The organism is Desulfobaculum senezii, assembly GCF_054657395.1.
Genome location: NZ_BAAHYU010000002.1, coordinates 383,453 through 407,166, shown reverse-complemented (window position 1 = coordinate 407,166; position 23,714 = coordinate 383,453). Strand labels below are relative to the sequence as shown.

20 protein-coding genes, 1 tRNA gene and 1 CRISPR repeat array (1 of these 22 cut by a window edge) are annotated in these 23,714 nt (G+C 58.8%); of the genes, 13 read left to right on the top strand and 8 right to left on the bottom strand.

Features of this window, described 5'->3' with window-relative positions:
- Positions 1–174: 174 nt before the first annotated feature.
- Both ACYQ2T_RS02580 and ACYQ2T_RS02575 read right to left on the bottom strand, forming a co-directional pair.
- On the bottom strand, positions 175–1,071 hold the full coding sequence (locus ACYQ2T_RS02580) for a UshA-like (seleno)protein family 2 (RefSeq protein ID WP_459898205.1): 897 nt from the start codon (positions 1,069–1,071) through the stop codon (positions 175–177).
- Positions 1,072–1,107: 36 nt separating this feature from the next.
- Positions 1,108–1,632 carry a hypothetical protein gene (locus ACYQ2T_RS02575; RefSeq protein WP_459898203.1) on the bottom strand — a complete coding sequence of 175 codons (525 nt, stop codon included), beginning with the start codon at positions 1,630–1,632 and terminating at the stop codon, positions 1,108–1,110.
- A gap of 373 nt (positions 1,633–2,005) precedes the next feature.
- On the opposite strand from ACYQ2T_RS02575, the gene ACYQ2T_RS02570 reads away from it, so the two are divergent.
- The 3 genes from ACYQ2T_RS02570 (at position 2,006) to ACYQ2T_RS02560 (ending at position 6,008) form a co-directional block, all read left to right on the top strand.
- The gene (locus tag ACYQ2T_RS02570) at positions 2,006–2,758 is read left to right on the top strand and encodes a prepilin-type N-terminal cleavage/methylation domain-containing protein (RefSeq protein WP_459898201.1); all 753 of its coding nucleotides are present in this window, start codon (positions 2,006–2,008) and stop codon (positions 2,756–2,758) included.
- Positions 2,759–2,803: 45 nt separating this feature from the next.
- Positions 2,804–4,351 carry a type II secretion system protein gene (locus ACYQ2T_RS02565; RefSeq protein WP_459898199.1) on the top strand — a complete coding sequence of 516 codons (1,548 nt, stop codon included), beginning with the start codon at positions 2,804–2,806 and terminating at the stop codon, positions 4,349–4,351.
- 124 nt (positions 4,352–4,475) lie between these two features.
- Positions 4,476–6,008 (top strand): hypothetical protein, encoded by a 1,533-nt coding sequence (locus ACYQ2T_RS02560; RefSeq protein ID WP_459898197.1) that lies wholly within the window; start codon positions 4,476–4,478, stop codon positions 6,006–6,008.
- A 92-nt stretch (positions 6,009–6,100) separates the two neighbouring features.
- Here ACYQ2T_RS02560 and ACYQ2T_RS02555 read toward each other — a convergent pair whose 3' ends face one another.
- The gene (locus ACYQ2T_RS02555) at positions 6,101–6,502 is read right to left on the bottom strand and encodes a DUF309 domain-containing protein (RefSeq protein ID WP_459898195.1); all 402 of its coding nucleotides are present in this window, start codon (positions 6,500–6,502) and stop codon (positions 6,101–6,103) included.
- 96 nt (positions 6,503–6,598) lie between these two features.
- On the opposite strand from ACYQ2T_RS02555, the gene ACYQ2T_RS02550 reads away from it, so the two are divergent.
- Both ACYQ2T_RS02550 and ACYQ2T_RS02545 read left to right on the top strand, forming a co-directional pair.
- Entirely contained in the window at positions 6,599–7,957 is a 1,359-nt protein-coding gene (locus ACYQ2T_RS02550; RefSeq protein WP_459898193.1) for a tetratricopeptide repeat protein, read from the top strand.
- A 79-nt stretch (positions 7,958–8,036) separates the two neighbouring features.
- Complete coding sequence (locus ACYQ2T_RS02545) at positions 8,037–8,267, top strand: hypothetical protein (RefSeq protein ID WP_459898191.1); 231 nt, start codon at positions 8,037–8,039, stop codon at positions 8,265–8,267.
- 114 nt (positions 8,268–8,381) lie between these two features.
- Here ACYQ2T_RS02545 and ACYQ2T_RS02540 read toward each other — a convergent pair whose 3' ends face one another.
- The 3 genes from ACYQ2T_RS02540 to ACYQ2T_RS02530 form a co-directional block, all read right to left on the bottom strand.
- Positions 8,382–8,960 carry an arylesterase gene (locus ACYQ2T_RS02540; protein ID WP_459898189.1) on the bottom strand — a complete coding sequence of 193 codons (579 nt, stop codon included), beginning with the start codon at positions 8,958–8,960 and terminating at the stop codon, positions 8,382–8,384.
- A 42-nt stretch (positions 8,961–9,002) separates the two neighbouring features.
- Positions 9,003–9,431, bottom strand: coding sequence for an FKBP-type peptidyl-prolyl cis-trans isomerase (locus ACYQ2T_RS02535; RefSeq protein ID WP_459898187.1), 429 nt, complete (start codon positions 9,429–9,431; stop codon positions 9,003–9,005).
- A gap of 1,219 nt (positions 9,432–10,650) precedes the next feature.
- Entirely contained in the window at positions 10,651–11,586 is a 936-nt protein-coding gene (locus tag ACYQ2T_RS02530) for an IS110 family RNA-guided transposase (protein WP_459898185.1), read from the bottom strand.
- A gap of 668 nt (positions 11,587–12,254) precedes the next feature.
- Here ACYQ2T_RS02530 and ACYQ2T_RS02525 point away from each other — a divergent pair.
- The 8 genes from ACYQ2T_RS02525 to ACYQ2T_RS02490 all read left to right on the top strand — a co-directional run bounded on the left by ACYQ2T_RS02525 (position 12,255) and on the right by ACYQ2T_RS02490 (position 19,255).
- Positions 12,255–13,457 carry an iron-containing alcohol dehydrogenase gene (locus ACYQ2T_RS02525; RefSeq protein WP_459898184.1) on the top strand — a complete coding sequence of 401 codons (1,203 nt, stop codon included), beginning with the start codon at positions 12,255–12,257 and terminating at the stop codon, positions 13,455–13,457.
- Between the two features lie 159 nt (positions 13,458–13,616).
- Positions 13,617–13,708, top strand: a tRNA-Ser gene (locus ACYQ2T_RS02520).
- Positions 13,709–13,880: 172 nt separating this feature from the next.
- Positions 13,881–15,065 carry a tyrosine-type recombinase/integrase gene (locus tag ACYQ2T_RS02515; RefSeq protein ID WP_459898182.1) on the top strand — a complete coding sequence of 395 codons (1,185 nt, stop codon included), beginning with the start codon at positions 13,881–13,883 and terminating at the stop codon, positions 15,063–15,065.
- 26 nt (positions 15,066–15,091) lie between these two features.
- A complete protein-coding gene (locus ACYQ2T_RS02510; protein ID WP_459898180.1) occupies positions 15,092–15,925 on the top strand; it encodes a hypothetical protein in 834 nt (277 codons plus the stop codon).
- Between the two features lie 246 nt (positions 15,926–16,171).
- Positions 16,172–16,390 carry a helix-turn-helix transcriptional regulator gene (locus tag ACYQ2T_RS02505; protein WP_459898178.1) on the top strand — a complete coding sequence of 73 codons (219 nt, stop codon included), beginning with the start codon at positions 16,172–16,174 and terminating at the stop codon, positions 16,388–16,390.
- Entirely contained in the window at positions 16,380–17,282 is a 903-nt protein-coding gene (locus ACYQ2T_RS02500; RefSeq protein WP_459898176.1) for a toprim domain-containing protein, read from the top strand. Before ACYQ2T_RS02505 ends, ACYQ2T_RS02500 begins: the two co-directional genes overlap by 11 nt.
- Positions 17,279–18,718 carry a DUF3987 domain-containing protein gene (locus ACYQ2T_RS02495; protein ID WP_459898175.1) on the top strand — a complete coding sequence of 480 codons (1,440 nt, stop codon included), beginning with the start codon at positions 17,279–17,281 and terminating at the stop codon, positions 18,716–18,718. Before ACYQ2T_RS02500 ends, ACYQ2T_RS02495 begins: the two co-directional genes overlap by 4 nt.
- Before the next feature lie 312 nt (positions 18,719–19,030).
- Positions 19,031–19,255, top strand: a complete 225-nt coding sequence (locus tag ACYQ2T_RS02490) for a transcriptional coactivator p15/PC4 family protein (protein WP_459898173.1) — start codon at positions 19,031–19,033, stop codon at positions 19,253–19,255.
- A 142-nt stretch (positions 19,256–19,397) separates the two neighbouring features.
- Here the strand turns inward: ACYQ2T_RS02490 and cas1 are convergent, their stop codons facing one another.
- Positions 19,398–22,025, bottom strand: a complete 2,628-nt coding sequence (cas1, locus tag ACYQ2T_RS02485; protein ID WP_459898171.1) for a CRISPR-associated endonuclease Cas1 — start codon at positions 22,023–22,025, stop codon at positions 19,398–19,400.
- A complete protein-coding gene (gene cas2, locus ACYQ2T_RS02480) occupies positions 22,022–22,303 on the bottom strand; it encodes a CRISPR-associated endonuclease Cas2 (protein WP_459898169.1) in 282 nt (93 codons plus the stop codon). The genes cas1 and cas2 overlap by 4 nt, the downstream gene beginning before the upstream one ends.
- Before the next feature lie 116 nt (positions 22,304–22,419).
- Positions 22,420–23,714: a CRISPR direct-repeat array (repeat unit 36 nt; unit sequence GTCACAACCCATACCGGTACGGACGTCTCGTTTGAG); it runs 4 nt beyond the window's last position.

Sequence of the window (23,714 nt, the reverse complement as noted above, 5' to 3'; positions counted from 1 at the left end):
AGCCTTTGTGGACCGTCAACGAATAAGGCCATCTGCGGGCCGTGGCTCAATCCTGCAAAATTCCGCTTATGCGAGGGGCTCGCGGAAAAACGGCAAATATTACAACATGTTCAACTATTGACATCGCAATAAATCGGCTATGGAATATTTTTTCGTGGTCCGCGCCCGAATATCCTAAAGCCAACTGAAAAGATTTGATACGGCCGTATCATATTTCACACGGCCATCCAGCGGGATATTGGCCACGCGAAAGTGCTGGTTGACCACATACCGCCCATTGGCGGCCAAAAAGTCACCAGCCACAACAAGCCGCAACACACCGCGCCCGTCAAAGTTGCTGCGCAGCCACAGCGTGCTGCCGCCGGGGCTGAGGCGATAGCCCGAGGCCATGCCCGGACCGCTGCCCAGCAGCACGTCCACGGCCTCGTCATACTGCGCCATGAATTTCTGCTCCGGGGTCTCGCCCCACGCGCTCACGCCAAGGACGATGTCCACCTCCGGGCGCAACCCCTGTGCGGCGTCGGCCACGGCCTGCATCGTCGGCGCGTCCGGCCCCTTGTAGGTGGCCTTGGCGACGGGAAAGACCACCACGCCAATGCGCCACCCTCCGCGCGAGATAACGCGCGTCATGGGCGCGTTGCGCGCCACGGCCCACTGCGTCCGCTGCGGCAGAACGCCCTCGCCCTCCAGCCACGCCGCTTCACGCGGGGCCAAGCACAAGAGGTCGTAATCCAGCATGCCGTAGGCCTCCACCAACGCACGCGCCACCGCTGTGGACGCCCCCTGCGCACCCTTGCGGAAATGCATAAACTCATACGGCGCGCCAATGAAGACCGTGCGCGAGCCATACTCCTGCCGGATATCGCCAAACACCGTGGCGCGGCGGCCAAGACCGCCAATCCCCTCGCGCGAGCAGGTCTCGCAGGCGTCATACAGGCCCAGCGTATTGCCCGTGAACACCACCGCCAGCGGTTGCAGCCCCGCACGGACCGTCCCACCGCCAGCAGGCAGCGCCACACACAGCCAAACCAGCACCAGCGCCCCAACAAACCAGCCCCTGCGATACCCCACGGCAGTCCCCCTCAGTCTCTTTGTTTTGCCCACGATTTAGTTATCCAGTTCCAGCCGCATATACAGGTCCACGGCATCCTCGCCCCGCACGGCGTAAAGGATATCCCCGTCATTGTTGCGCCCATCGTCGAACTTCCAATCCATGGCGCGGGCCTCGTCGCGGTTGAACCCGCGCAGAACGAAATAGTTGGCCCCTGTAAGCTCCCGCTCATCCGCCACCAGCGACACCCACGCGAGTTCAAGCTCCCGCCCACGCACGCGCAACGTGCCGCGCGGCACCACTGAAGCATCGGCCATATCGGCCAAAGCGCGCTCGCCCTCGCCATACTCACGCTCCAGCCGCCAATCGCCGCGCCCGGTGCCGTTGGCCTGCGCCCCCACATCGCCGGGCAGCTGTCCGTACATGTCTATATAATTCATGACGGCGAGGCGGTAGCGCTCCAGCAGATTGTGCGCATACACGGCATTGGCAACACGGTAGGGCGAGACATCAATGCCAAATTCCGTGGGCTTGTCGTCCTCTGTCCACAAATAGAGCAGCCCAAGCAGTACGATAGACACAATCAGCACCCCGACCAATAACTCGGAAACGGCGCGTCCCCGGCGGGAACGGCGGCTTGGCAACACGTATCCGTCACAGCGTAGGCGAGTCATCACACCTCCACGCAAAGGCCCGAAAACGCCCGCAGGAAGCGCGGGCAAAACAGCAGAGTCCACCTTTGTTTACTCTACGGCCATTTGCCAGCCATTACAATACGCGGGCGCAAAGCATGCCAGAGACACGGCAAAAAACGCGAAAAACCCTGCACCACCCCAACACCATTCATCTTTGCGGGCACACTGCAAAAGCGCCAGCTGTGTTGCCATTCGCCATGAAAGGTGTCATTGTGTCATGGAGTCGAAAACCCTTTACTGCAAGGGGCCCAATACAGATATGCAGCCGCGCACGACCTGCCGCACGCACCACACGGCCTCCGCGCGCCGGGGAGGATTCACCATCCTTGAGATGGCCATCGTCCTCGTCATCATCGGCATCATCATCTCCGCCGCCAGCTTTGCGTGGATGACGGTGTGGGAGGGCCGCCGCGTGGGCAAAACAAATGCCATCCTTGTGGAAACGCGCGATTGCCTCATCAAGCGTCTGTTCTTTTCCAACACCTATCCGTCCTACACGGGCGACGGCGTTGCCGGACGCACGGACAATACCGACTGCGACCCAACCGGCATCAACGCCACCGCCAAGGACGTGGACGCCTGCATGTGCGGCAAGCTGGATGCATGGGGCAACAGGCTCTATTTCATTGAAGGGCTGGCAGAGAGTACGGAAGAACCCATGGCCGAAGGCTCCGCCAAATACGTGGAGGACAACCTGGCCAAAGGGCAAAACGCCACAGCGCCATCGGGCACCCGCTCCGTCCTCATCGACAAGGACGGCAACACCGTGCACTACGTGGCCTTTGTCATTGTCAGCGCCGGACGCGACCGCGAACTGGACGACGACAGCTACCGCAAGCTCTTTGAGGAAGGCGCAGGCACCCAGCACATCGCGGCCCTAGACCCCGACGACCCGCCGGACTTTGATTTCGGCACCTTGCCCGACTACACCGGGGCATCCCCGGACCGGGGCGACGACGACATGTACATCTACGTTACCGCGCCGGAGCTTCGGGCCTTGCTGGCGCAGTAGCCCTCACGGCGGAAGCGGACGCCCCCGGCGTCAAAGGAGTGCACCGTGGATCAGACATCCCGCTCGCGACACGCCTTCACCCTTGTGGAGCTGGCCATAGTCCTTGTCATTATGGGGCTGATCATCGGGTTGACCCTGCCCATCGTCTCGGACTTCATCCAGCAGGAGAAAAAGCGCGCCACCAGCCAGTTCCTCACCAAGGTCAAAAACGAAATCATCGGCTACGCCATCATCAACAAGAGCCTGCCCACCACCCTCGACGACATCGGCGTGGAGACCGACCCCTACGGCAACACCATCGTCTACGCGCCGGACTCCGGCCTCACCAGCGGCGACCTGTGCACCTCGTCCCTGACGGATTCCATTGAGGTGCAAAAGACAACGCCCAGCGGCACGGATACCTTCACGGACATCGCCTTCGTGCTCATCAGCGCGGGGCGCAACAACAATCAGGAAACCACCAACTCCACCAACACCTTCGCCGTGTCGGACCCGCGCTCCTACGGCACGGACGGCAGCGGCTTCAATTTTGACGACGATGTGGAGTTCGCCTCCTACAACCTCTTACGCAACAAGGTCTGCACCAACACCGCGTCCGACTCCTTTGTCCCGCGCGGGTCGGACGTCAGCTTTGGGCAAAACATCAGCGACTTTGCCGGAACGCAAACCGGCATCAGCCCGCCCGGCAGCAGCACGGGCGCAGTCTCCGTCAATACGGAAACCAACACCGCCACCCTTGGCGACGGCGCGGGCACAGACGACGCAGGCTGCCTGTGGTACCAAGGCAACGAGTCCGCAGGAAACTGCACCAACGGCACCTGCGACTTTGGCAACGGCTTCCGCGTCTTCTTCTCCTTCACCTACGTCACCCCCGACACCAGCGCGGACAGCAAAACCGCCGGTGATGGCTTTATCTTTGCGGTGACGCAGGCCACGGACAACACGGCGGCGGACTGCGGCATCTCCGGGGCGCGCCTTGCGTATTCCGGCAGCGGCAGCGGCGCGGGCGACGGCGAAATCAACCCGCCAAAAATCGGCCTTGAGATAGACGCCTACCCCAACGACGTCATCGAGGGCAGTGATCCTTCATTAGATAGCGCAAACCTCTCCCCCGGCGACACCCGCAACCACCTGTCCATCGTCTACTGGGGCCTCACCCGCGACGACGACAACCAGCACGGCGACCTTGTCTCCACGCCAAACGCCTACGACGACGCCGGCCAAACCACCCAGGCCACCATCCCGAGCGACAATTCCACGGACACCGGCATCTACATCCCCGCCTCCGCCACACAGTGGGAGGACGGCTTTGAGCACTCCGTCCGCTTCGAGGTCGCCCGCGCGCAGGAAAGCGGCAGCCTGTATTCCTACACCATCCAAGGCTGGATACGCGACTGCGCCACCGAGGACTGCACCAGCTTCACGGACCTCTCGGCCGACTACACCAGCAGCACTGCGGACCCTTTCGTCAATGCCACCATCTACTATGACAATGTAGGCGGCTCATTCGACCGCGTCCTGCTGGGCTGGACGACATCCAGCTTCGGCACGCAGGAGATAACCATCACCGACTTTGGCCTCAGCTTCCGCTAGCCCGCCGCCCGCTCAACTCTCCCCGCAGCACCTCGCGCTCCGGACGAAGCGAAACATTGCAGCATTCACCCAAACTGGCTGTTCAAACATGGCTCCCAGCCACGGCCACGCAAGGAGAACGGCTATGCGCACCGGCATCCAAAAGGGCTTCAGCCTCATCGAGATGGCCATCATCGTCGTCATCATCGGCGTCATCGTCTCCACCGCCCTGCCGGGGCTCATCTCCAAGATTGGCTCCGACAAGGTCGTGGACAGCCGCAACCTCGTGCGGCAGGCGCGCGACGAAATCATCGGCGAGATGTTCAGCTCCGGCAGCTACGCCCTGCCCTCGCCGGGCACCGGGAACACGGTGCCCTCCACCATCGCCACCCAAACCGATGCGTGGGGACAGCCCCTTTACTATTTTGTCGCCGACGTCAGCGGCGCATCCAAACTCACCAACTCCGGCCCCTGCGGCACCAACTCCACACAGCTCACCGTCACCGAGCCGGACTCGTCCACCGTCAGCGACGTGGCCTTCATCGTGGCCAGCTTCGGCCCCAACTCCCAGCAGGACTTTACCGCCCTCCCGGGGTCCGGCTCCGCCACCCTGAGCATCCTCACCCACGGCGACCTCAGCGCTGTGGACACCTCGCGCACCTTTGACGATATTTTCGAATACGCGCGCCTCACCTATCTGCAAAACACCGTAGACTGCTCCACGGCAGAGCACACCGGTCCCGGCGGCTCCGATGTCTCCTTTGAGGACGACCTCGGCGACTTTCCCCTTGCCAGCCCGGGCGACGGCTACGTCACCCGCAGTGGCTCGCGCACACCCTTCACCGTCAACGCCGACGGCGACGGCATCAACCTCAACGACACGGGCCCTGAAGATATGGCCTGCATATGGTACATGGGCAACGCCACAGAAGGCGCCTGCGACGAGGGCGTATGCAGCTTCGGCTCCGGAGTCCGGGTCTATTTCCTCTGGAGCATTGACACTTCAAACGGAGGGCACACATTCGCTTTGTGTGGCATTAATGCCTCAACGGGGTTAAACAATGACCCAAGCCAACTCTGTGGTGCAGATCAAGGGAGATACCTAGGATACGCAAGTAAACGGCCTGGGACATCTCTTGGCATCTTTCCTCCCAAAATTGGACTTGAATTTGATACAAGAGAGCATTCTGCCCAAAATGACCCCAACGATTCCGGCACATTGCAAGCGGCCAACCACATGGCCATTCTGTACTGGAACACCAACAGCACCAACCTCAACGACGACACAACGCATATAGAAACACTCTCTGACGGCACGGGCAATCCCGTCCCTGGCACGGATGGCATCTACGAGGAGGACAGCGGCTTCTGGATGGAGAAGACCGCCGCGAAGGAAATCCCCCTGCGCATGGAAGTGGACTGGAACGCCACCACCAAGGACGTGGACATCCGCATCTGGCACAACTGCACCAACGCCGACTGCGGCGACCTGGCGCAGGACCTGGACCAGTTCTCGTCCTACGATCCCATTGCAGATGCACCGACCATCACTGACTCCAGAAATCTAGGCATTGGCGACAACGAGTTCCAGCACTTCCGCTTTGGCTGGACCTATAGTTCCAGAGCCCAAAATTACAACGCCACAATCACCGATTTCCGCATCCGCTTTAAGGACTGAAAAAACAAGACGGGCCGCCCCCTCTGGGAGCGGCCCGTCACGCGGTGGTCTTGCGCCACGTTGTTCTCTCTTCAATCCTTCGCCCGCACGCGTCAGCCGTCCGGCCCCGCACGGTGGATGCGCAGGGCAAACACCCGCTCCGGCACACTGGCCTCCTCTGCCAGCCCTTCCACCAGCCGCTGGCAGTCCCGCGCGTCCGCCACCAGCCCTGCAATATCATACCCATGGCAGACCGGGGCAAAGGGCCGCAGCAATTCCTGCGCGCGCCGCAACAGCCGAAGCGGACCGCGCCGCCCGCCACGCTCAAGGTGATACAGCGCCACGCCCACCTGAAGCATACCCTTGTACAGGTCCCGGTGCGGCGTCTGGTCCCCGCGCCACAGGTCTTCCAAGGTTTCGTGGCAATCGTAGTAGCGCCCCGTATTGAATTCCGCCACACCGCGCTCCAGCTCCGGCGAAGGCGCGCCGGCGCAATATTCGCTTGTCATCGGCATTCTTTTCAAAAAATCCTCCTCCGCGGCCAGACCATGACGCCGCCGCGTCTTCCGTGTACTATCACAGGCATCCCCTTCGACGCTAACGGTGGTGCCATGGCCGGAATACAATCACTGCGACTCGTCATCGCGGAGCCAAACAAGGCCGCCCGCGACTTTCTCCGCAAGATCATTACCTCCGCGGGCCTTTCGCACGTGCATATGGTCGCCGACGTGCGCGACGCATGGGAAACCCTGCAAACGTCGCCGCCCCACGTCTTTTTGGTGGACTGGTCCATCGCCTCGGCAGCGGACTTCATCCTGCTGCGCAAGATGCGCTCTGCCGGGCTGCGGGTGCCCGTGGTCATCACCGCCCGCAACCCCACCGACGACGACAGGCACCGCGCCACCAAGGCCGGGGCGCACGGCATTTTGAACAAGCCCTTCTCCCCGCGTGAGCTCGTCGGCGCCGTCATTACCGCCCTTCGGGCCGCCAAAGCCGCGCCCCAAAAAGCTGAGGCCACCGCGCCCAAGGCGGCGCCCAAAGCGCCAAGCACGGCCCCGGAGCACGACTCCCCGCAGGACGCCGCAAAGCGCCTCTTCGCCAGCGGCTGGAAGGACCTTCAGCTGCGCAAGTTCGACAGCGCCCACAAAAAGCTGACCACCGCCCTCTCGCGCCTGCCCGACTTTCCCGAAGCGCACAAAGGCCTTGCGGAAGTCCACCGGGGCAAGGGCAATCTGGACGGGGCCATGGAGCACCTTCTCAAAGCCTCGGAAATCTACGCCTACGCGGGCGACGCCCAGCAGGCGGAATCCCTGTATACCGAGGTCAAAAAAGCCCGACCCGACGCGGAAAATCCCTTCAAGACCGCCGCATCCCGCCATCAGGATGAAGGCGCGCACGACAAGGCCGTCACCGCCTTTGAGCACGCCCACGCCCTCTCGCCCAAGGACACGGACATCGCCGTCGGCCTCTCTAAGGCCTACATGGACGCAGGGCAGGACGAGCGCGCCGAGGAAACCCTGCGCACCATTCTAGAAAGCGTGGGAGAAATCCCCGCCGCCAAGGATCTTTTCCTCAAGCTCACGGGCGAGGAATGGTATTACGGCTCCACCAGCGACACGGAAGGGCACGAGGTGCAAATTCTGGACGGCAACGTTCAGGAGAAAAACGGCTCGGAAATGCGGCGGCACAGGCGGCTCGCCTTTGCCGACCGCGCCGTCAAACTCCCCGGCGTGGCGGAGAATCTGCCCGTGGTGGACATCAGCCTCGGCGGGCTCGGCTTCAAGCCCATGAGCGTGACCTTCAAGGAAGGGCAAAAGCTCACCTTCGACCTCGTCATCATGGGCACCGTCACCATCAAAAAGGTCGCCGCCACCGTGCGCCGGGTGTCGCCCAAAATCATCGGCTGCCAATTCACCTCGCTGACCAAGCGGCAGGCAAAGCACATCCGCCAGATGCTGGGCGAGGACTAGCCACCACTTGCACATCCGGCCCGGTTGTCGCACACTCGCGTCGCCGCCCACGGCACCATTACACCGCAAGGAGAAATCCATGGACGAAAAACGCATCAGCTGCGAACTGCACACGGACTACGATATTGAAGTGAACAACCTGCCCGCACAGGCATGGGCAGAAGCCGTCTTCTCAACCCCAGAGGACGAAATCGTCGTCGAGGTCAACGCCGCAGACGACCCCATCATCAGCGTCTCCGTCGGCCCCCACGTCACGTGGAAGGGCTCCGTGACGGACTTCAAGCTGCTGCTGCGCGGCCTCGCGCAGTAACCCCAGCCCCTCAAAAAACAAAGGGCGGCGCGTCCACATCAGACGCCCGCCTTACTCTCTTCCTTGCGCGCCCGCTGCGGGGCGTATCCCAGCCCCGGCGCGCGTACACCTTCCTCAGACCTTCCAGCAGGTATCCAGCACCCGCAACAGGGACGGATACATGCCCTCCGCAATGCGCCGCGCGCCCGCTTCACTCGGGTGCACGCCATCAGGCTGGTTCATCTCCGGCACACCCTCCACCCCCGCAAGCAGCGAAGGATAGAACTCCACGCCAAACTCCCGCGCCAGACGCGGGTACACGGCGTTGAAGTCCTCGGCATAGTCCGGGTCCACCACGCCAAGCGCCCGCACGCCCACAAACAGCACAGGCACTTCCGCCTCGGCAAACAGCTCCAGCATGCGCCGCAGGTTCGCCTCCAGCGACTCCGGCGGCACCTCGTGGAACACATCATTCACGCCAAGGGCAAGGATGGCGCAATCCGGCCGTGAAAACAGCGCAGCAGGAAGCCGCCCCAAGCCACCGCGCGTGGTGTCGCCGGGGATGCCCGCGTTGCGCATCGTCAGTTCCAGCTTGGCCTCATCCCGCAGCCGCGCCTCAAGCAGCGACGGAAACGACGCGCCAAGGCCAATGCCCCAGCCCGACGTAATGCTGTCGCCAAAGGCCAGCACGGTAAGGTGTCGTTCCTGCTTCATCGTACCAAAAAAGAAGGGGACGCCGAAGCGCCCCCATTCTCACTAAACGATCTCGACAAGCTCGATCTCGAAGTTCAGGTCCTTGCCCGCCAGGGGGTGGTTGCCGTCGAGAGTGATGGACTCGTCAGAAATCTCGGTAATCGTCACCACAACAGGAGAACCCTCCTGCTGGGGAATCTGCAGGGCCATACCAAGTTCGGGAGATATGTGGTCCGGGAACTGATCGCGGGGCACAACGGCCACCGCTTCGTCCACGTAGTCGCCATAAGCTTCTGCGCACGGAATGGTCACGGACTTGGAATCACCCGGCTGCATGCCGTCCACGGCCGAATCAAAGCCGGGGATAACTGCACCAGCACCGAGGGTGAACTCCAGCGGCTCACGATCACGCGAGGAATCAAACTCGGATCCGTCCGCGAGGGTTCCAGTATAATGGATACGTACTGTGTCGCCGCTTTTCGCCTGGGCCATTTTGGCTCTCCTTCTGCATGTGCCGCTTGGCGGCGTTTCAAAATTGCACAGCCAATCGGGCCTCCACCAACACGATGGATGCCCGGCTATGCTCAACGCCGAAAACACCAACGCGCGTCAACGGCCATACTACCCTAGCTGGTCACGCCCGCCGACGCAACCCATGCACCCTCCTCCCATAACAACCACGCGGTGTCCTTGGCGAACCGGGCGGTTATGCCGCGCAAGATTTACCTCCGGTGGCTTAAGGATTTCATCCTTAAGAATCCTCCCATTTCCGCCCCGGAAGCCGGGACGGGAAAATAGGGGGTGGGCTTTATTGCGCTCCCCTTTCATCCACACACGCGGGAGCATGGCAGGGGTTCTGGCACGTAACAGGCGGGGCACACGTCATGACCGCTCGCAGGATCGTTAAGGACGGGAGCCCTTAACCCGCCGGAGGCATGCCTTTGTGGTGCCTCTTGACGAACCGGGCGGTTATGCCGCGCAAGATTTACCTCCGGTGGCTTAAGGATTTCATCCTTAAGAATCCTCTCAATTCCGCCCCGGAAGCCGGGACGGAAAAATGGGGGATGGGCTTTATTGCGCTCCCCTTTCATCCACACGCGCGGGAGCATGGCAGGGGTTCTGGCACGTAACAGGCGGGGCACACGTCATGACCGCTCGCAGGATCGTTAAGGACGGGAGCCCTTAACCCGCCGGAGGCATGCCTTTGTGGTGCCTCTTGACGAACCGGGCGGTTATGCCGCGCAAGATTTACCTCCGGTGGCTTAAGGATTTCATCCTTAAGAATCCTCTCAATTCCGTCCCGGAAGCCGGGACGGAAAAATGGGGGGTGGGCTTTATTGCGCTCCCCTTTCATCCACACGCGCGGGAGCATGGCAGGGGTTCTGGCACGTAACAGGCGGGGCACACGTCATGACCGCTCGCAGGATCGTTAAGGACGGGAGCCCTTAACCCGCCGGAGGCATGCCTTTGTGGTGCCTCTTGACGAACCGGGCGGTTATGCCGCGCAAGGTTTACCTCCGGTGGCTTAAGGATTTCATCCTTAAGAATCCTCTCAATTCCGCCCCGGAAGCTGGGACGGAAAATGGGGGGTGGGCTTTATTGCGCTCCCCTTTCATCCACACGCGCGGGAGCATGGCAGGAAGTCTGGCACGTAACAGGCGGGGCACACGTCATGACCGCTCGCAGGATCGTTAAGCAATCGTATTGGCAATCAAGCGTTAAGTGCAGGATCCCAAGGTTTTCCCGTCCGTAAAATCGCATTGCAAATCACGAGAAGCTTCCTTGCACAGGCAGTGAGGGCGACCTTTTTAGGTTTGCCCGCATCGCAAAGACGCTGGTAGAAGGCTCGAATTGCAGGGTTCCAGACAGTCGCTGAGATTGCGCTCATGTAAAGGGCGCTACGTACTTTTATTCGTCCTCCCCAAACGCAACGTTGCCCCGTTTTCTTGCCGCTATCCCTGTTGAATGGTGCCAGGCCTGCTAGAGAAGCTGCTTGCTTCGGCGTTAACGTCCCCAACTCAGGAAAGAAAGCAAGAAGAGTCGCAGAGGTTACTGACGAAATCCCTTTCGTGGTTTCAAGCAACGTTGCCTTATCGCTAAAATCTTTGTCACTGAGAATGTGTTTCTTGATTTCAAGTGACAAACTCTTTTCTTGCGTTCTTAGAGTAGCAATGACGTCTTCAATATAAGGGCGCACATCAGACGAAGCTCGCTGCAAGCGAACGCGCTCCCGGGAAAGGATTTCGACGACCTGCCGACGACGGTTAACTAGAGTTTCCAGCTTGCGCTGAGTTGCCCGGACTTTTTGATTTTCCCGGACAGGGACGACTTCCCCAAACTGAACAAGAACAAGAGCATCAATACGATCCGTCTTCGCCAACACTCCGAGGCTCCGGGCAAAGTCACGCACACGGCGAGGATTCACAACAGCGACGGGAATGCCTTGCTCCATCAAAAAATCTGCGGCGTCAGACTCATATCCACCTGTCGCTTCCACGATGACGAGCTCAACATTATGCGCTTCTGCCGTCTCAACGATTTGCTGAAAACCCGAAGGGGTATTTTCAACAGTGGACGTGCTGTCGTCACCAGAAATGGCGACATCAAGCTTGGCCTTCGATACGTCAATGCCCATGGTGCGTTTCATCGTAGTTCACTCTTCCTTGCAAATTCGAGCTTTGTGCTCTAACAATCATTCGAGTTTGTACTACATATTGCGGCGACCCAGCTTAACAACGAGCTCATTACTCAAGGACGTACGGTCTGCCGCAACAGCCGCCTTCATGCCAGTCATGGAGGCGGCTTCCTTTTTTCTCCGCCTTCGGCTTGAGGGTCAATATACAAGGACGGGAGTCCTTAACCCGCCGGAGGCATGCCTTCCATTTTACCCAAGTATTTCAATAGGATTATGGCGCATTCCGGCCACCTCAGCAGCCCGAACGGGTCACAACGACACAAGCCCTTTTTACGCCGCATTGGGCACTTTGAGGAAATGGGCGTCCCCCACCACAAAATGTGGCGTCTTTTGACCCACTCCAAAAAACGCAGATGCACCGGAAACCCGCACGGCTTAGCGCTTTGCATGTTCGGCACACAACTTGCCTTCCTTTTTGAACAAAAGCAGGGAAACCACACACGGAACCTGACTGAAGACACCGGACCGCCCACGCGGCTCCCCGCGCGTGACGACGGCCACAGACGCGGCGGAAGATGGCGCTTCCGTTTATGCGCAGGGGTGTTTGCTTATGGGATAACCACTCTATGCAGCACCATTGCGACGGCGTCTTCAGCCGCATTTAACCAAGGAGAGTCGCTATGACTGGTTGGGAAGAAAAGATTGACATCAATCACGTTTTCAAACTGCAACCTGCCCGCCCTGTAACGTATTTCGGTGTGGGCGCGGTCGCCATGATTACGGACATCCTCAAGGAATTCACGGCCAAGGGGCAAGGGCGGGTTCTGGTTGTCACGGACGAAATCGCCTACGAGGCCTCAGGCGCGTGGAAGACGGTGAAGCCTGCGCTGGAGGCCGAGGCCACGGCATTTACGCACTATGGCAAGGTGCGCCCGAACCCAACTTATGACAACTGTGAAGAAGCCGCACAGGCCGCCACGGACATGCAGGCGGATGTCATCCTCGCCATTGGCGGCGGCAGCGCCATGGATACGGCCAAGACGGCGGCAGTCCTGATGCGCCACCCCGGCAAAACAGCGAAGCAGTTCTATGAGCAGGGCGAGCCCATTGCCGAAGCCGCGCCCATCATCGCCATCAATACGTCCCATGGCACGGGCAGTGAAACCGATGCGTTCGCGGTGGCGCAGTCGGACGGCGAGGACAAGCCCGCCATCAACTCCCCGCACGTGTACCCGACCTTCACCATCGAAGACCCTGCACTGACGCAGACCATGCCGCTCAAGCAGACCATCTCCACCAGCATCGACGCCATGAACCATGCGCTGGAGGCGGCCACTACCATCACCACAAATCCGTACTCCATCTGCCTTGCCAAGGACGCCATCCGCCTTGTTGCCAAGTACCTGCCCAAGGCCATTGTGGAGCCGCATAACCTGACGGCGCGCTATTGGCTGATGTATTCCTCCGCCATCGCGGGCATTTCCTTCGACATCGGCCTGCTGCACATCACGCACTCCATGGAGCACGCCATGAGCGCCATCAACGCCAAGGTCACGCACGGCGACGGCCTCGGCATCCTGATGCCCGCCATGGTCCGCGAAATCTACCACGCCACGCCAGAAGTGCTGGCGGACATCCTCAACCCCATCGTCCCGGACCTGAAGGGCGTCGGCGGCGAAGCAGACTACGCGGCCAGCCAGCTGAAAAAGTGGCTGAACAGCGTCGGTCAGGGCACCAGCATGAACGGCTACTTCACGGAAGCCGACCTCCCCGAGCTCACGCGCATGACCATGGACTCCTCCCTGAGCAAGCTCCTGCTCCCGCTTGCGCCCATCAAGGTGGACCAAACCGTCATCGAACGCATCTTCCGCAGTTCCTTCTAGCAGGAATCAACACGAGCAGAGGCGGGACACCCGGAATTCAGCCCCGGATGTCCCGCCACTTCCCACTCAAACACCCGCCCCGCCTTGCCGGAAACAATCCCTGTCCAGAAAAGGTTTACATTCTCCCCAGTCCCGAATATATTCGCCACCCATCCACGCGGAGGGGTGGCAGAGCTCGGTTTATTGCGACGGTCTTGAAAACCGTTGGGGGTTTACGCTCCCCGGGGGTTCGAATCCCTCCCCCTCCGCCATTTCGTAATCCTAGGGCATCCGAAGAGGTCCGAAGATTCGCACAAAAGATAAGCTCCTTAGGCAGTTACCTGTCTGAGGAGCTTTTTTTACGTCCATTGACATCCAATACGAATGGGGGTCTATATGGGGGTTCGTAAAGTAATTTACGAATTATGCATGGAGGGAACCCCCATGAAGCTCACTGACAGGCGCATCAAGTCTCTCAAACCCCAAGAAACGAGCCACAAAGTTTTTGACGGGCGAGGCCTCTATATTCTCGTCAAACCCTCAGGCTCCAAATTGTGGAAGATGAAGTACCGCTTTGAGGGCAGAGAAAAAACGCTCTCGCTCGGCCCCTACCCCGAGACATCTCTTAGCGAAGCTCGTGAGCTTTGCTTGGAGGCGCGGAAGCTGCTCAGCAATGGTCTCGACCCCAGTGCAGAGCAAAAGCGTCAAGCGAAGGAGGATGAGGCCCAGAGCACAACCTTCGAGTCCCTCGCTCGCGAGTGGATGAGCAAGCACCTGCGCGACAAGTCTCCACGCCACGCAGAAACAGTGGTCCAGCGCCTCGAAAAAAACATCTTCCCCTACCTCGGTGCCCTTCCTGTCAGAGACATCACTCCCCCTCTTCTCTTGGAGACTCTCCGGCGTATCGAAAAAAGAGGTGCAATCTCCGTCGCCCATCGGGTACGCGGCATCTGCGGCCAAATCTTCAACTATGCCCTCATCACTGGCCTCGTAGACCGCAACCCTGCAACCGACCTCTCGGGAGCTCTGACTCCCACGCATGAGACTCATTACCCCACATTCACAGCTCCCCACCAGATTGGCGAACTCATGCGAGCCATTGGAGACTATGACGGCAACATCATCTCCCGCTCAGCGCTCAAGCTTGCGCCACTGGTTTTCGTCCGCCCCGGCGAACTCCGCCGCGCGGAATGGTCAGAGATCAGCTTGAACGCGGCGGAATGGCGCATCCCTGCATCCAAGATGAAAACCCGCAACGAGCACATCGTCCCTCTTTCCCGACAAGCCATTGGCATCCTTAAAGAAATTCACCAACTTACCGGACACGGGCGCTACGTCTTCCCATCACTGCGCAGCAATGGCCGCCCCATGAGTGATGGCACCGTCAATGCCGCGCTCCGTCGCCTAGGGTACAGCAAGGAAGAATTCACCGGACACAGCTTCCGAAGCATGGCCTCAACCCGTCTCAACGAACTGGGCTGGCTACCCGACGCCATTGAGCGCCAACTTGCGCACACCGAGCAAAACAAAGTCCGCGCAGCATACAACAGAGCCGAACACCTCGATGTCCGGCGCAATATGATGCAAGCGTGGGCGGATTATTTGGATGAGGTGAAAGCAACGTCCTAACTTGTCAACCTTTGAAGGAGTGTAATGTGGCAGAACAGATCCCCTCTTTAATGGACCGTTTTACTCCCCAGCCCAACTGGCGCGACACGAACTCATACCCTGGCGTTAATACCCCTCGTCCTAGGTGGGGGTGGGAGTTCATTAGAAGAAACGAAGCCTACATCAGGGCATATTGCGACGCCTTTATGGATAAGTTAGTGCCAGCGTCTCCAGGAAGGATAGCACCGGCACCTGAGGTTGAGCCCTATCTCCTTCGCTGGGAAAAGCTTTTTTACATGGTTGACGAACCTTTCTCCCCCAGTTGCGTAGCACTCTTTAAACAAGTGTTCGGGCTCACCTCCCTTCTCAACCCTCGTCTCATAAAACCATTTCGATTTGATTCGTCATACGACAAATCACGCATAGAACGTGTCGGCCCTTCCCTTCTAACCATACGGCTCAAGGACAATGAATTCTTAGCACTGTTCGACATTCGTGACCCCTTCAAAGCTCAAGTTGAACGCGTTAAAAAGGAATTCTCTCGACGGATAACCTATGGATTCTGCGACTCACACTTTGCCGAACTAGTTGAAGCTTCCAAGGATAAATTCCCTCATGCCCGTGGAGGATACGTAACACAATTTGAAGAGCCCCCCCAAAGCCGGCAACACTATAAACCTCAACGCTACAGGCAGTACCTCCAGATACTTGATGCTCAAAGTCAGGGAGCCTCAAGGAAAGAGGTTTATGACTTCATGTGCCCTAAACGGCGCGGAACAACTGACGAGCCGGCAGACATCAACGAGTGGTGGTCCAACACGACAAGGCTTGCCCGTGAATACCGTGACTATCGCTACTTGGAATTTTTCTCTGTAAAATAAGCACCCCCTACCCGCCCCGCATCACCACCTGGAAAACTCATTCTTTTACATCTCTCCTCGCCCCCCAAAAAGGCCCGAAAGCCGGGCTTTTTTGGGGGGGCACCCATTTTCCATCTCATGTTACCCCGCCCCAAAAAGCAAAAAAACCTTATTTTACAGTCCCCAGCCCTGCTGTCTTTCAGCATTATAGGCACCGAGTACACCGCAACGTGTCCACCAGGACTTGTTGCAAAACAAGGAGCGCCTATGAGCACAACAAGACGTTTTCTAAGGCTGCACGAAGTGCTGGAGATTATCCCGGTCAGCAAGTCCACGTGGTGGGCTGGCGTCAAAAGCGGAAGGTTCCCTAAGGGCATCAAGCTCGGCACACGCATCGTTGCTTGGAGGGAAGAGGACATCACGGCCCTGATCAACACGCTGTCTACAGCCCAGGGCCCAACTCAGGAGGTAGACCATGAGGATTAACGTTCCGGAAGCTTTCCTCAACGCAATGTGGAAGGCAGGGTTACGACCCAACGAGGTCATCGGCGATGGCCGTATCCACCGGTGTGGCGTGGAGGGCAAAGAGGATGGTCAGGACGGAGCGTATCAACTCCACCTCGATGGCATTCCAAACGGCTGGTTCGAGAACCACCGCGCCGGTGTCCGAGGCACATGGAAGGCAGAGTTCCCAATCGCCCTCTCCGCCACAGAGCGGGAGGAGTTAACCCAGAAGCGCAGGGCTAGGGAGCGTCAGCAGCAAGCAGCACACAAAAACGCTGCACGCATCGCGTCTAACCTGATACGCACCTTGGCTGCCTGCCCAACTCACCACCCCTACTTACAAAGGAAAGGGATACCCGCCCTTGGGCGGATATCCCTCAACGAGCAAGGCAATCTTGTTATCCCGATCTTTCAGGGCCAGGTTAACAAGATCGCCTCTGTTCAGTTTATCGATTATTACGGATGCAAGAGGTTCCTGCAAGGAGGAAAGCTCCAAGGGAACTTCTTTTCCCTCTCCGGTGACAAAAGGGCCATTCTCATCTGCGAGGGCTACGCCACAGGCGCGACGCTCCACCTGGCAACAGGCCTTGAGGTCATCTGCGCCATGACGGCCAGCAACCTTATCCACGTCGCCCGGCGCATTCGCCGCCAGCACCCAACAACCTGCATCGTAATATGCGGCGATGACGACCACGGGACTTCAAAGAACCCCGGACGCCGATCCGCCATCAGGGCAGCAACTGCCGTCTCCGGCATTGCCATTTTCCCTACGTTCTTCGATCCAGCGGGCCGGACGGACTTCAACGACATGCATGGCGAGCAGGGGATCGATTCCGTCCGCGACTACTTGAAAGACCAGGGGGTGCTGTCATGAAGGCCAAGCCTCTCCCCCGCCTACGCGAGGTTGCGAGCACACCCCGCCCATTCCCCACTGATAAACTTGGGCCTGTGCTTGCGTCTGCAGCTCTGCATCTCATGAACGCACACCAGATTCCGGCCCCACTCTGCGCGCAGACATTGTTGACGGCGGCAAGCTTTGCAGCCCAGTCCATCGTCCAACTTGAACACGATGGCCGGGAGTCTGGTTGCGGCCTATACGCTATCACAGCGGCTAAATCGGGAACCGGGAAGAGCACGGCGAGCAGGGCTGTCATGGCCCCTTTCAAGCAATTCCAAATGGAATTGACTGACCGCTACCACGCCGCAAAAGAAGGATACGACCAGGCCAAGGCCCTTTTTGAACACCAAAAGCTCTCTATCATTAGGTCCAGGGCGCCCAAGAAACAAGAGGCCCTTAAACAACTGGGGAAGGGCCCTCAGCCTCCAAGGGCACCTGTCATTGTGACAAGCGATCCCACGATGGAGGGACTCAATCGCCTACTGCACGAGGGGTATGGAACACTCATCCTTCATAGCGACGAATCAGCCAGACTCACCCACGGCTACAGCATGAAGAATGACAATCGCCTCAAGATGGCAGCAAGTTGGTCAAGCATATGGGACAGGGAAACCAGTGATGTCGTCCGCGTTAGCCGCCCCCTTGAAGGGAGCTCGCATGGGCAGCTTGCGATCCACCTCATGGGGCAACCGGCAATCATAGAGGCCTTGCTGAACGACAAGGACCTTGAGGACCAAGGTTTTCTTAACAGGTGCCTCTTGTACTGCGCTCCTGATACGGGGTCGTTACTCCGATATAAGAGCCAGAGCCCGAGAAACGGCTTCAAGACACAGCAGTACAACGAGCGAATGCTCGCCATAATACATCAAAGCCCGATTTTCAAAACCGGACCAAAAGGCTTTTATGACCTCAGAACCTTGTCCCTTCCTGCCCCGGATAAGGGGCTATATGGGGCATACCACAACAGTCTTGTGGACCATCAAGAAAACACGGAGGACTACAGCCGTATTCTCCCCTTCATCAAACGGGCGGCTGAAATTGCCCTCCGCATCGCAGGAGTGCTTACAGTCATCGACGAGCCTAGCGCCACCGAGATCAATCCCGAGGCGTTCAGCCGCGCGACATGCATAATGGATTGGTACATTGAGGAGCGCCTCCGCATCGTTTCGCAGGTCGTGCCCACAAGGGAAATCCTCAACGCCGAAAAAATCTTCCAGTGGCTGACGGACAACGACATAACCTCGTTCACCCTGGAGGACATCTATAAAGGCCCCATTCGTGAAGGGGTTGTCGCGTGCAGAGCGGCAGTAAAAATACTGCTGAACCATGGCTATATTGCAAAGCTCCCCGAAGGCCTTGACCGCGGCGGAAAGCACTGCAAGGAAGCTTACGTCGTGGTCAAGCGCGGCTAGTAACGGCCCCCTTGCGAAGGGATTCACAGTTCTCACACTTTTCGCAGGGGGGCACCCTACGCCACAGCAAAGCCCCCGCTATCGTCCTGCGGGGGCTTTGCTTACTCACAGCTCTAGCATTTCACGCCATAGAAAAAACATAAAGAAAGAAGACTGTCTTACTAACATATTATAATGGCACGGTGCGAATACTGTGAAAACTGCGACTTCTGGTGTCCCGGCATGTCATATTGATCAAAATCATTTATTATACGAATATACAGCAGCAGGATATAAAGGCACCCACCTCACGCCCCCCTCATGGAGGCCCCCATGTCAGACTGGACTCACGTCTACACCTTCCCCAAGAACGCCATGGAAGAGGTCCGGGCGTCCATCACGCATTATAACCACAATCCTTATGCCGACATCCGCGTATTCTACCTGTCAGGCGACCAGTTCAAGCCGACGCGCAAGGGGCTGACCATCGCGCCCCATCTGCTCGACGAACTCATCGAAGCGCTGATGGCGCTCCGCGAGCAGTTCGGCTCATATTAATATTCATATTCTTTTTTATTGGCGTCTCTTAACTCCCGCTCTGGCGCGGGGGAAGTAGAGATTGCCGCGACGACTCTGCAACTCCCAAACGCCCCACGACGGGCTATCATGCCACTGCGCACGCACCGCCCTTCCATTTTCCTCAAAGAGTATTGCACGCACCGCGCGTCTTCATAGGGGCGCCGCTGCGGTAGACCTCCAGCTCGTCGCCGCCAACCCAGCGAGCAACTGCCGCGACCTGCGCGGCGAGCTGGTCTCCTAGCGGTCCACTATCCTGCGCTATCTGCACCCGCCTTTCGCGCTCGAAGGCTTCCACCACCTTGGCGAATCCACCCCGCGTCAGGCGATAACGCCCCGCTTTGGATCGGTCGAAATCTTCCGGCAGGATTTCCCGCTTGTTGACCATTCTGAGCGCCAGCCGGTCCATGCGGAAACGAAAGGGTTCCTGCAGGTCACACACAAGCGATTCGTAATTATCCTTGTGGCTGTGTAGTACGCCGAGATATGGATTCAGCCCGCGCCCGCGCACCAGCACATTCAACCGCGCGAAAAGTTGCGAATACAGGCAATCGAGTAGCGTATTCCAGCGATCCGCCTTGGCCCGCGCCTCACGCTTCCGGCTGGCAAAACTTCCGTCTGTCACATCCGGACTGACCAGCGCCTGCGTCACCGCGAAAGCCGCTTTTGCCGCAAGGCCTTCGTGTCCACGCAGCGCCCCCACGCTCTGTGCCTGTGCCGCGCCGCGCACCGCCTGCTCGAATGCGTGCAGACTGTGCCCGCCCACGCCTCGCGCCCTCAGCCATTGCTGATAATTCGAAATCTTCGCCAATACGACATCCCGCGCAGCCCGCACCCGCGCATCAGGCGCAAGCGCTTCGAACCGCCCAAGGTGCCGCCCTGCCATTTCAAAATGCCGCTTCGAGTCCGGTTGCACGGAGCCAACGTAATGCCCTGCCGCAGAGCAAAAAGTAATGGGAATGCTCTCTGATGCGCACTTTTGGACCAACCGCGCCGAAATAGAATTATTCCCCATCATGACGACGTTTTCCACCCGCGCCAGCGGCACACGCGCAAGGTCCGCCTCGCCTTTTCGCACACACAGTGAATCATGATCCACCCCGACAAAGGCGTAACGGTTTGTCACGGTCACTGTACGGCGTAACGGCGCCTCGCCTTCCAATTCATCGTCTGCGCCAAGCCCATACGTTCTGCCAAGGAAGGAAAATCCCTCTTCGCAACTGGAAATCGTTGCCTGCTCCATATTGAGCCGCAACCCGAGGCGAGCCAGAATCCCGCACAGCGCCTCCCGTGCCGCTTCTGCCTCCTCCAATTCCCGAGTCAGCACAATAAGCCGATCCGCGTAGCGCACCAGCCGATAACCGCGCTCCTCCATCTGCTCGTCGAGGGTATCAAGATACAGATTTGCAAGAAGCGGCGTCAGGGCATTGCCTTGCGCCAGCCCCGTGGATTCGCAAACCACGCGCCCGCCCACACTAACAGGGCCTTCTATAGACGCCTGCACCGCTCGCAGAGTCTGGCGGTCTGCCACCGGGAACTCCCGCTCCAAAACGCGCAAAAGTGGCGCATGCGGCACCTCTTCCCAGAATGACTGAATATCTGCCTCCAGCGCATGCGAAAAGCCCTCGCCCACCGCTTGCATCACCATCCGTCGCCCGGTCTCGCGGGACCGCCCGCGCCTGTGCCATATGGACGCCTCTTCAAACATCTTTTCCAGAGCAGGCGACAGGAGCGTCTGCAAAGCCTGTTGCAACACCACATCCTTCGCCGCATAAGTCACAAGACGCCGTTTCGCGCCGCTTGTCGTCGCTACGTCCACGGCTGAGGCAGGCGCGGGCTCGTAACAGCCATCGAGGATATCTTCCGCAACCTGCGTCACCGCCGCCCGGACACTGTCGTATTCCCGCTCCAGCTCGTTTGCGCGGTCGGATTCGCGTTCCAGTTGGTCCGCAACCCGCTCCTGAAACCGCTGGTCACCGAGCATCGCATCAAAGTACGGAACTTCCTGCCGCACAAGATAGCATCCCATTCCGGCCGCCAGTCGTCGCCCCGCGTGCAAACGCTCGCCAGCCAGCAGCAACGGCAGCACCGCCGCGATGTCGCCTTTCAGGTACAGCGGCCCTGTCATGCCATGCACAAACTGCGTCCCGCGTCCGGACCGCGACGGATGCTTATGCCGCGTATACTCCCAATAATATGGAAGCGTCGCCACCGCCTCATGCAAGGCTGCCGCCCCCGTCCAGCATTCGCCATAAAAACGCTCCACGCGCCGCACGAGCAGGCGGAAGAACTCCTTGGCGGAGATGAGCCAGCGGCGATTCTTATTCTGAGGCTTGAAAGGAAACGGCGTGAGAAAGTCGAGGCACACTTCATCCGGCACACCGGCCGCAACGAAAGCGTCCACGCGCTCGGCGAGGCTTTCCTGCCATACTGCGGGCTCACCCTGAATACGAAAGTTGTTCCGAATGTCGGCGAGGTGTTCCTGCAAACCGCCAGCAAAGGCGGCGACCTCTGCCTGCGGGGCAGTCGGGAAAACGACCTCCAACTGAAAGCGCCCTCCTCTGGACATTCGTGCGGGGAGGGCGTGTTCGACGGGGTGAAAGAAGTACGGTGAATTGATACCTGCGCGACCGGCAGCATATTTGAACACCGCGTCAAAGATGGAAAGCGGGTGCTGGCGGGCAAAGACGTTACGCGTATTCGCCAGCGTGACGCCAAGCACATGCCAGCGCAAGTCTGGGAATGGAGTCATATCACCACGGAGTAGGCTTCAGAAGGTTTAGGCGGGGCGTCGCCGATGTCGTCGCGGGAAGCATCCGGCGCAAGGCGGTACAGACTGACAAAACCGGTCGCCAGCTCAAGAGCGGAAAGCCGCTCACACAGCCGCCGCTTGCCCGCCGCATCAAGCACACACTCAAACACACTCCCCTGCACCCGCTCCCCAAACCCCTCAAGCACCTTAGAAACCCGAAGCCGCTCCTTATCGTTCGATATGTCATACGCAACGACATAATTATGGACACGAGGCATACGGCAAAACCTGCGGAGTTAAGGGTTAATGGGGATGGGGGCGCTGGAGCATTGAGGGCACCGGTACGGACGTCTCGTTTGAGCATGGCTGGGTTCGAGAACGGCTCCATGGCGGGGTCATAACCCATACCGGTACGGACGTCTCGTTTGAGATTTGGACCAAGATGCTCGATGGGGACTACCTAGAGTCACAACCCATACCGGTACGGACGTCTCGTTTGAGCGAACACTTGTTGTATCGTGACGACTTGTTTCTGTCACAACCCATACCGGTACGGACGTCTCGTTTGAGGCGCGCATGTGGGCAGACCATGACAACGATGAGGGTCACAACCCATACCGGTACGGACGTCTCGTTTGAGAAAACGTGGTACATTGACAGCGACCTTGCTTTGTCACAACCCATACCGGTACGGACATCTCGTTTGAGTTTACAGTGATCATGGCTTTCGACAGCTTTATTGATGTGTCACAACCCATACCGGTACGGACGTCTCGTTTGAGCATGGCTGGGTTCGAGAACGGCTCCATGGCGGGGTCATAACCCATACCGGTACGGACGTCTCGTTTGAGATTTGGACCAAGATGCTCGATGGGGACTACCTAGAGTCACAACCCATACCGGTACGGACGTCTCGTTTGAGCGAACACTTGTTGTATCGTGACGACTTGTTTCTGTCACAACCCATACCGGTACGGACGTCTCGTTTGAGGCGCGCATGTGGGCAGACCATGACAACGATGAGGGTCACAACCCATACCGGTACGGACGTCTCGTTTGAGAAAACGTGGTACATTGACAGCGACCTTGCTTTGTCACAACCCATACCGGTACGGACATCTCGTTTGAGTTTACAGTGATCATGGCTTTCGACAGCTTTATTGATGTGTCACAACCCATACCGGTACGGACGTCTCGTTTGAGACTCACAGGATTAGTATTCTTTGTGAGGCCCCTATGTCACAACCCATACCGGTACGGACATCTCGTTTGAGCGTCGTAGAGCCGGTAAAGGACCATATTTTCCGCCTGTCACAACCCATACCGGTACGGACGTCTCGTTTGAGCGAAGCACTAGGATACCAACGTATGCAAGACAAGTCACAACCCATACCGGTACGGACGTCTCGTTTGAGAAGCCCTTGCCGATTGGCAGATGGAGAGCACGCAGTCACAACCCATACCGGTACGGACGTCTCGTTTGAGTAGAAGCAACTGTCGGGATTACGCGGGAGAAGTCACAACCCATACCGGTACGGACGTCTCGTTTGAGCCAACGATTTGCAAAGTGGAAAAAACGGGTATGCTGTCACAACCCATACCGGTACGGACGTCTCGTTTGAGGAAACAATGGCCCACCACGCCGGGGGCTATGTTTGTCACAACCCATACCGGTACGGACGTCTCGTT

Bases quoted from the DNA above. Each gene is read 5' to 3' on its own strand.
- ACYQ2T_RS02490 (WP_459898173.1), top strand. From the start codon at position 19,031: ATGTCAGACTGGACTCACGTCTACACCTTCCCCAAGAACGCCATGGAA.
- ACYQ2T_RS02500 (WP_459898176.1), top strand. From the start codon at position 16,380: ATGAGGATTAACGTTCCGGAAGCTTTCCTCAACGCAATGTGGAAGGCA.
- ACYQ2T_RS02525 (WP_459898184.1), top strand. From the start codon at position 12,255: ATGACTGGTTGGGAAGAAAAGATTGACATCAATCACGTTTTCAAACTG.
- ACYQ2T_RS02545 (WP_459898191.1), top strand. From the start codon at position 8,037: ATGGACGAAAAACGCATCAGCTGCGAACTGCACACGGACTACGATATT.
- ACYQ2T_RS02555 (WP_459898195.1), bottom strand. From the start codon at position 6,502: ATGCCGATGACAAGCGAATATTGCGCCGGCGCGCCTTCGCCGGAGCTG.
- cas2 (WP_459898169.1), bottom strand. From the start codon at position 22,303: ATGCCTCGTGTCCATAATTATGTCGTTGCGTATGACATATCGAACGAT.
- ACYQ2T_RS02560 (WP_459898197.1), top strand. From the start codon at position 4,476: ATGCGCACCGGCATCCAAAAGGGCTTCAGCCTCATCGAGATGGCCATC.
- cas1 (WP_459898171.1), bottom strand. From the start codon at position 22,025: ATGACTCCATTCCCAGACTTGCGCTGGCATGTGCTTGGCGTCACGCTG.
- ACYQ2T_RS02505 (WP_459898178.1), top strand. From the start codon at position 16,172: ATGAGCACAACAAGACGTTTTCTAAGGCTGCACGAAGTGCTGGAGATT.
- ACYQ2T_RS02550 (WP_459898193.1), top strand. From the start codon at position 6,599: ATGGCCGGAATACAATCACTGCGACTCGTCATCGCGGAGCCAAACAAG.
- ACYQ2T_RS02495 (WP_459898175.1), top strand. From the start codon at position 17,279: ATGAAGGCCAAGCCTCTCCCCCGCCTACGCGAGGTTGCGAGCACACCC.
- ACYQ2T_RS02515 (WP_459898182.1), top strand. From the start codon at position 13,881: ATGAAGCTCACTGACAGGCGCATCAAGTCTCTCAAACCCCAAGAAACG.
- ACYQ2T_RS02540 (WP_459898189.1), bottom strand. From the start codon at position 8,960: ATGAAGCAGGAACGACACCTTACCGTGCTGGCCTTTGGCGACAGCATT.
- ACYQ2T_RS02570 (WP_459898201.1), top strand. From the start codon at position 2,006: ATGCAGCCGCGCACGACCTGCCGCACGCACCACACGGCCTCCGCGCGC.
- ACYQ2T_RS02530 (WP_459898185.1), bottom strand. From the start codon at position 11,586: ATGAAACGCACCATGGGCATTGACGTATCGAAGGCCAAGCTTGATGTC.
- ACYQ2T_RS02535 (WP_459898187.1), bottom strand. From the start codon at position 9,431: ATGGCCCAGGCGAAAAGCGGCGACACAGTACGTATCCATTATACTGGA.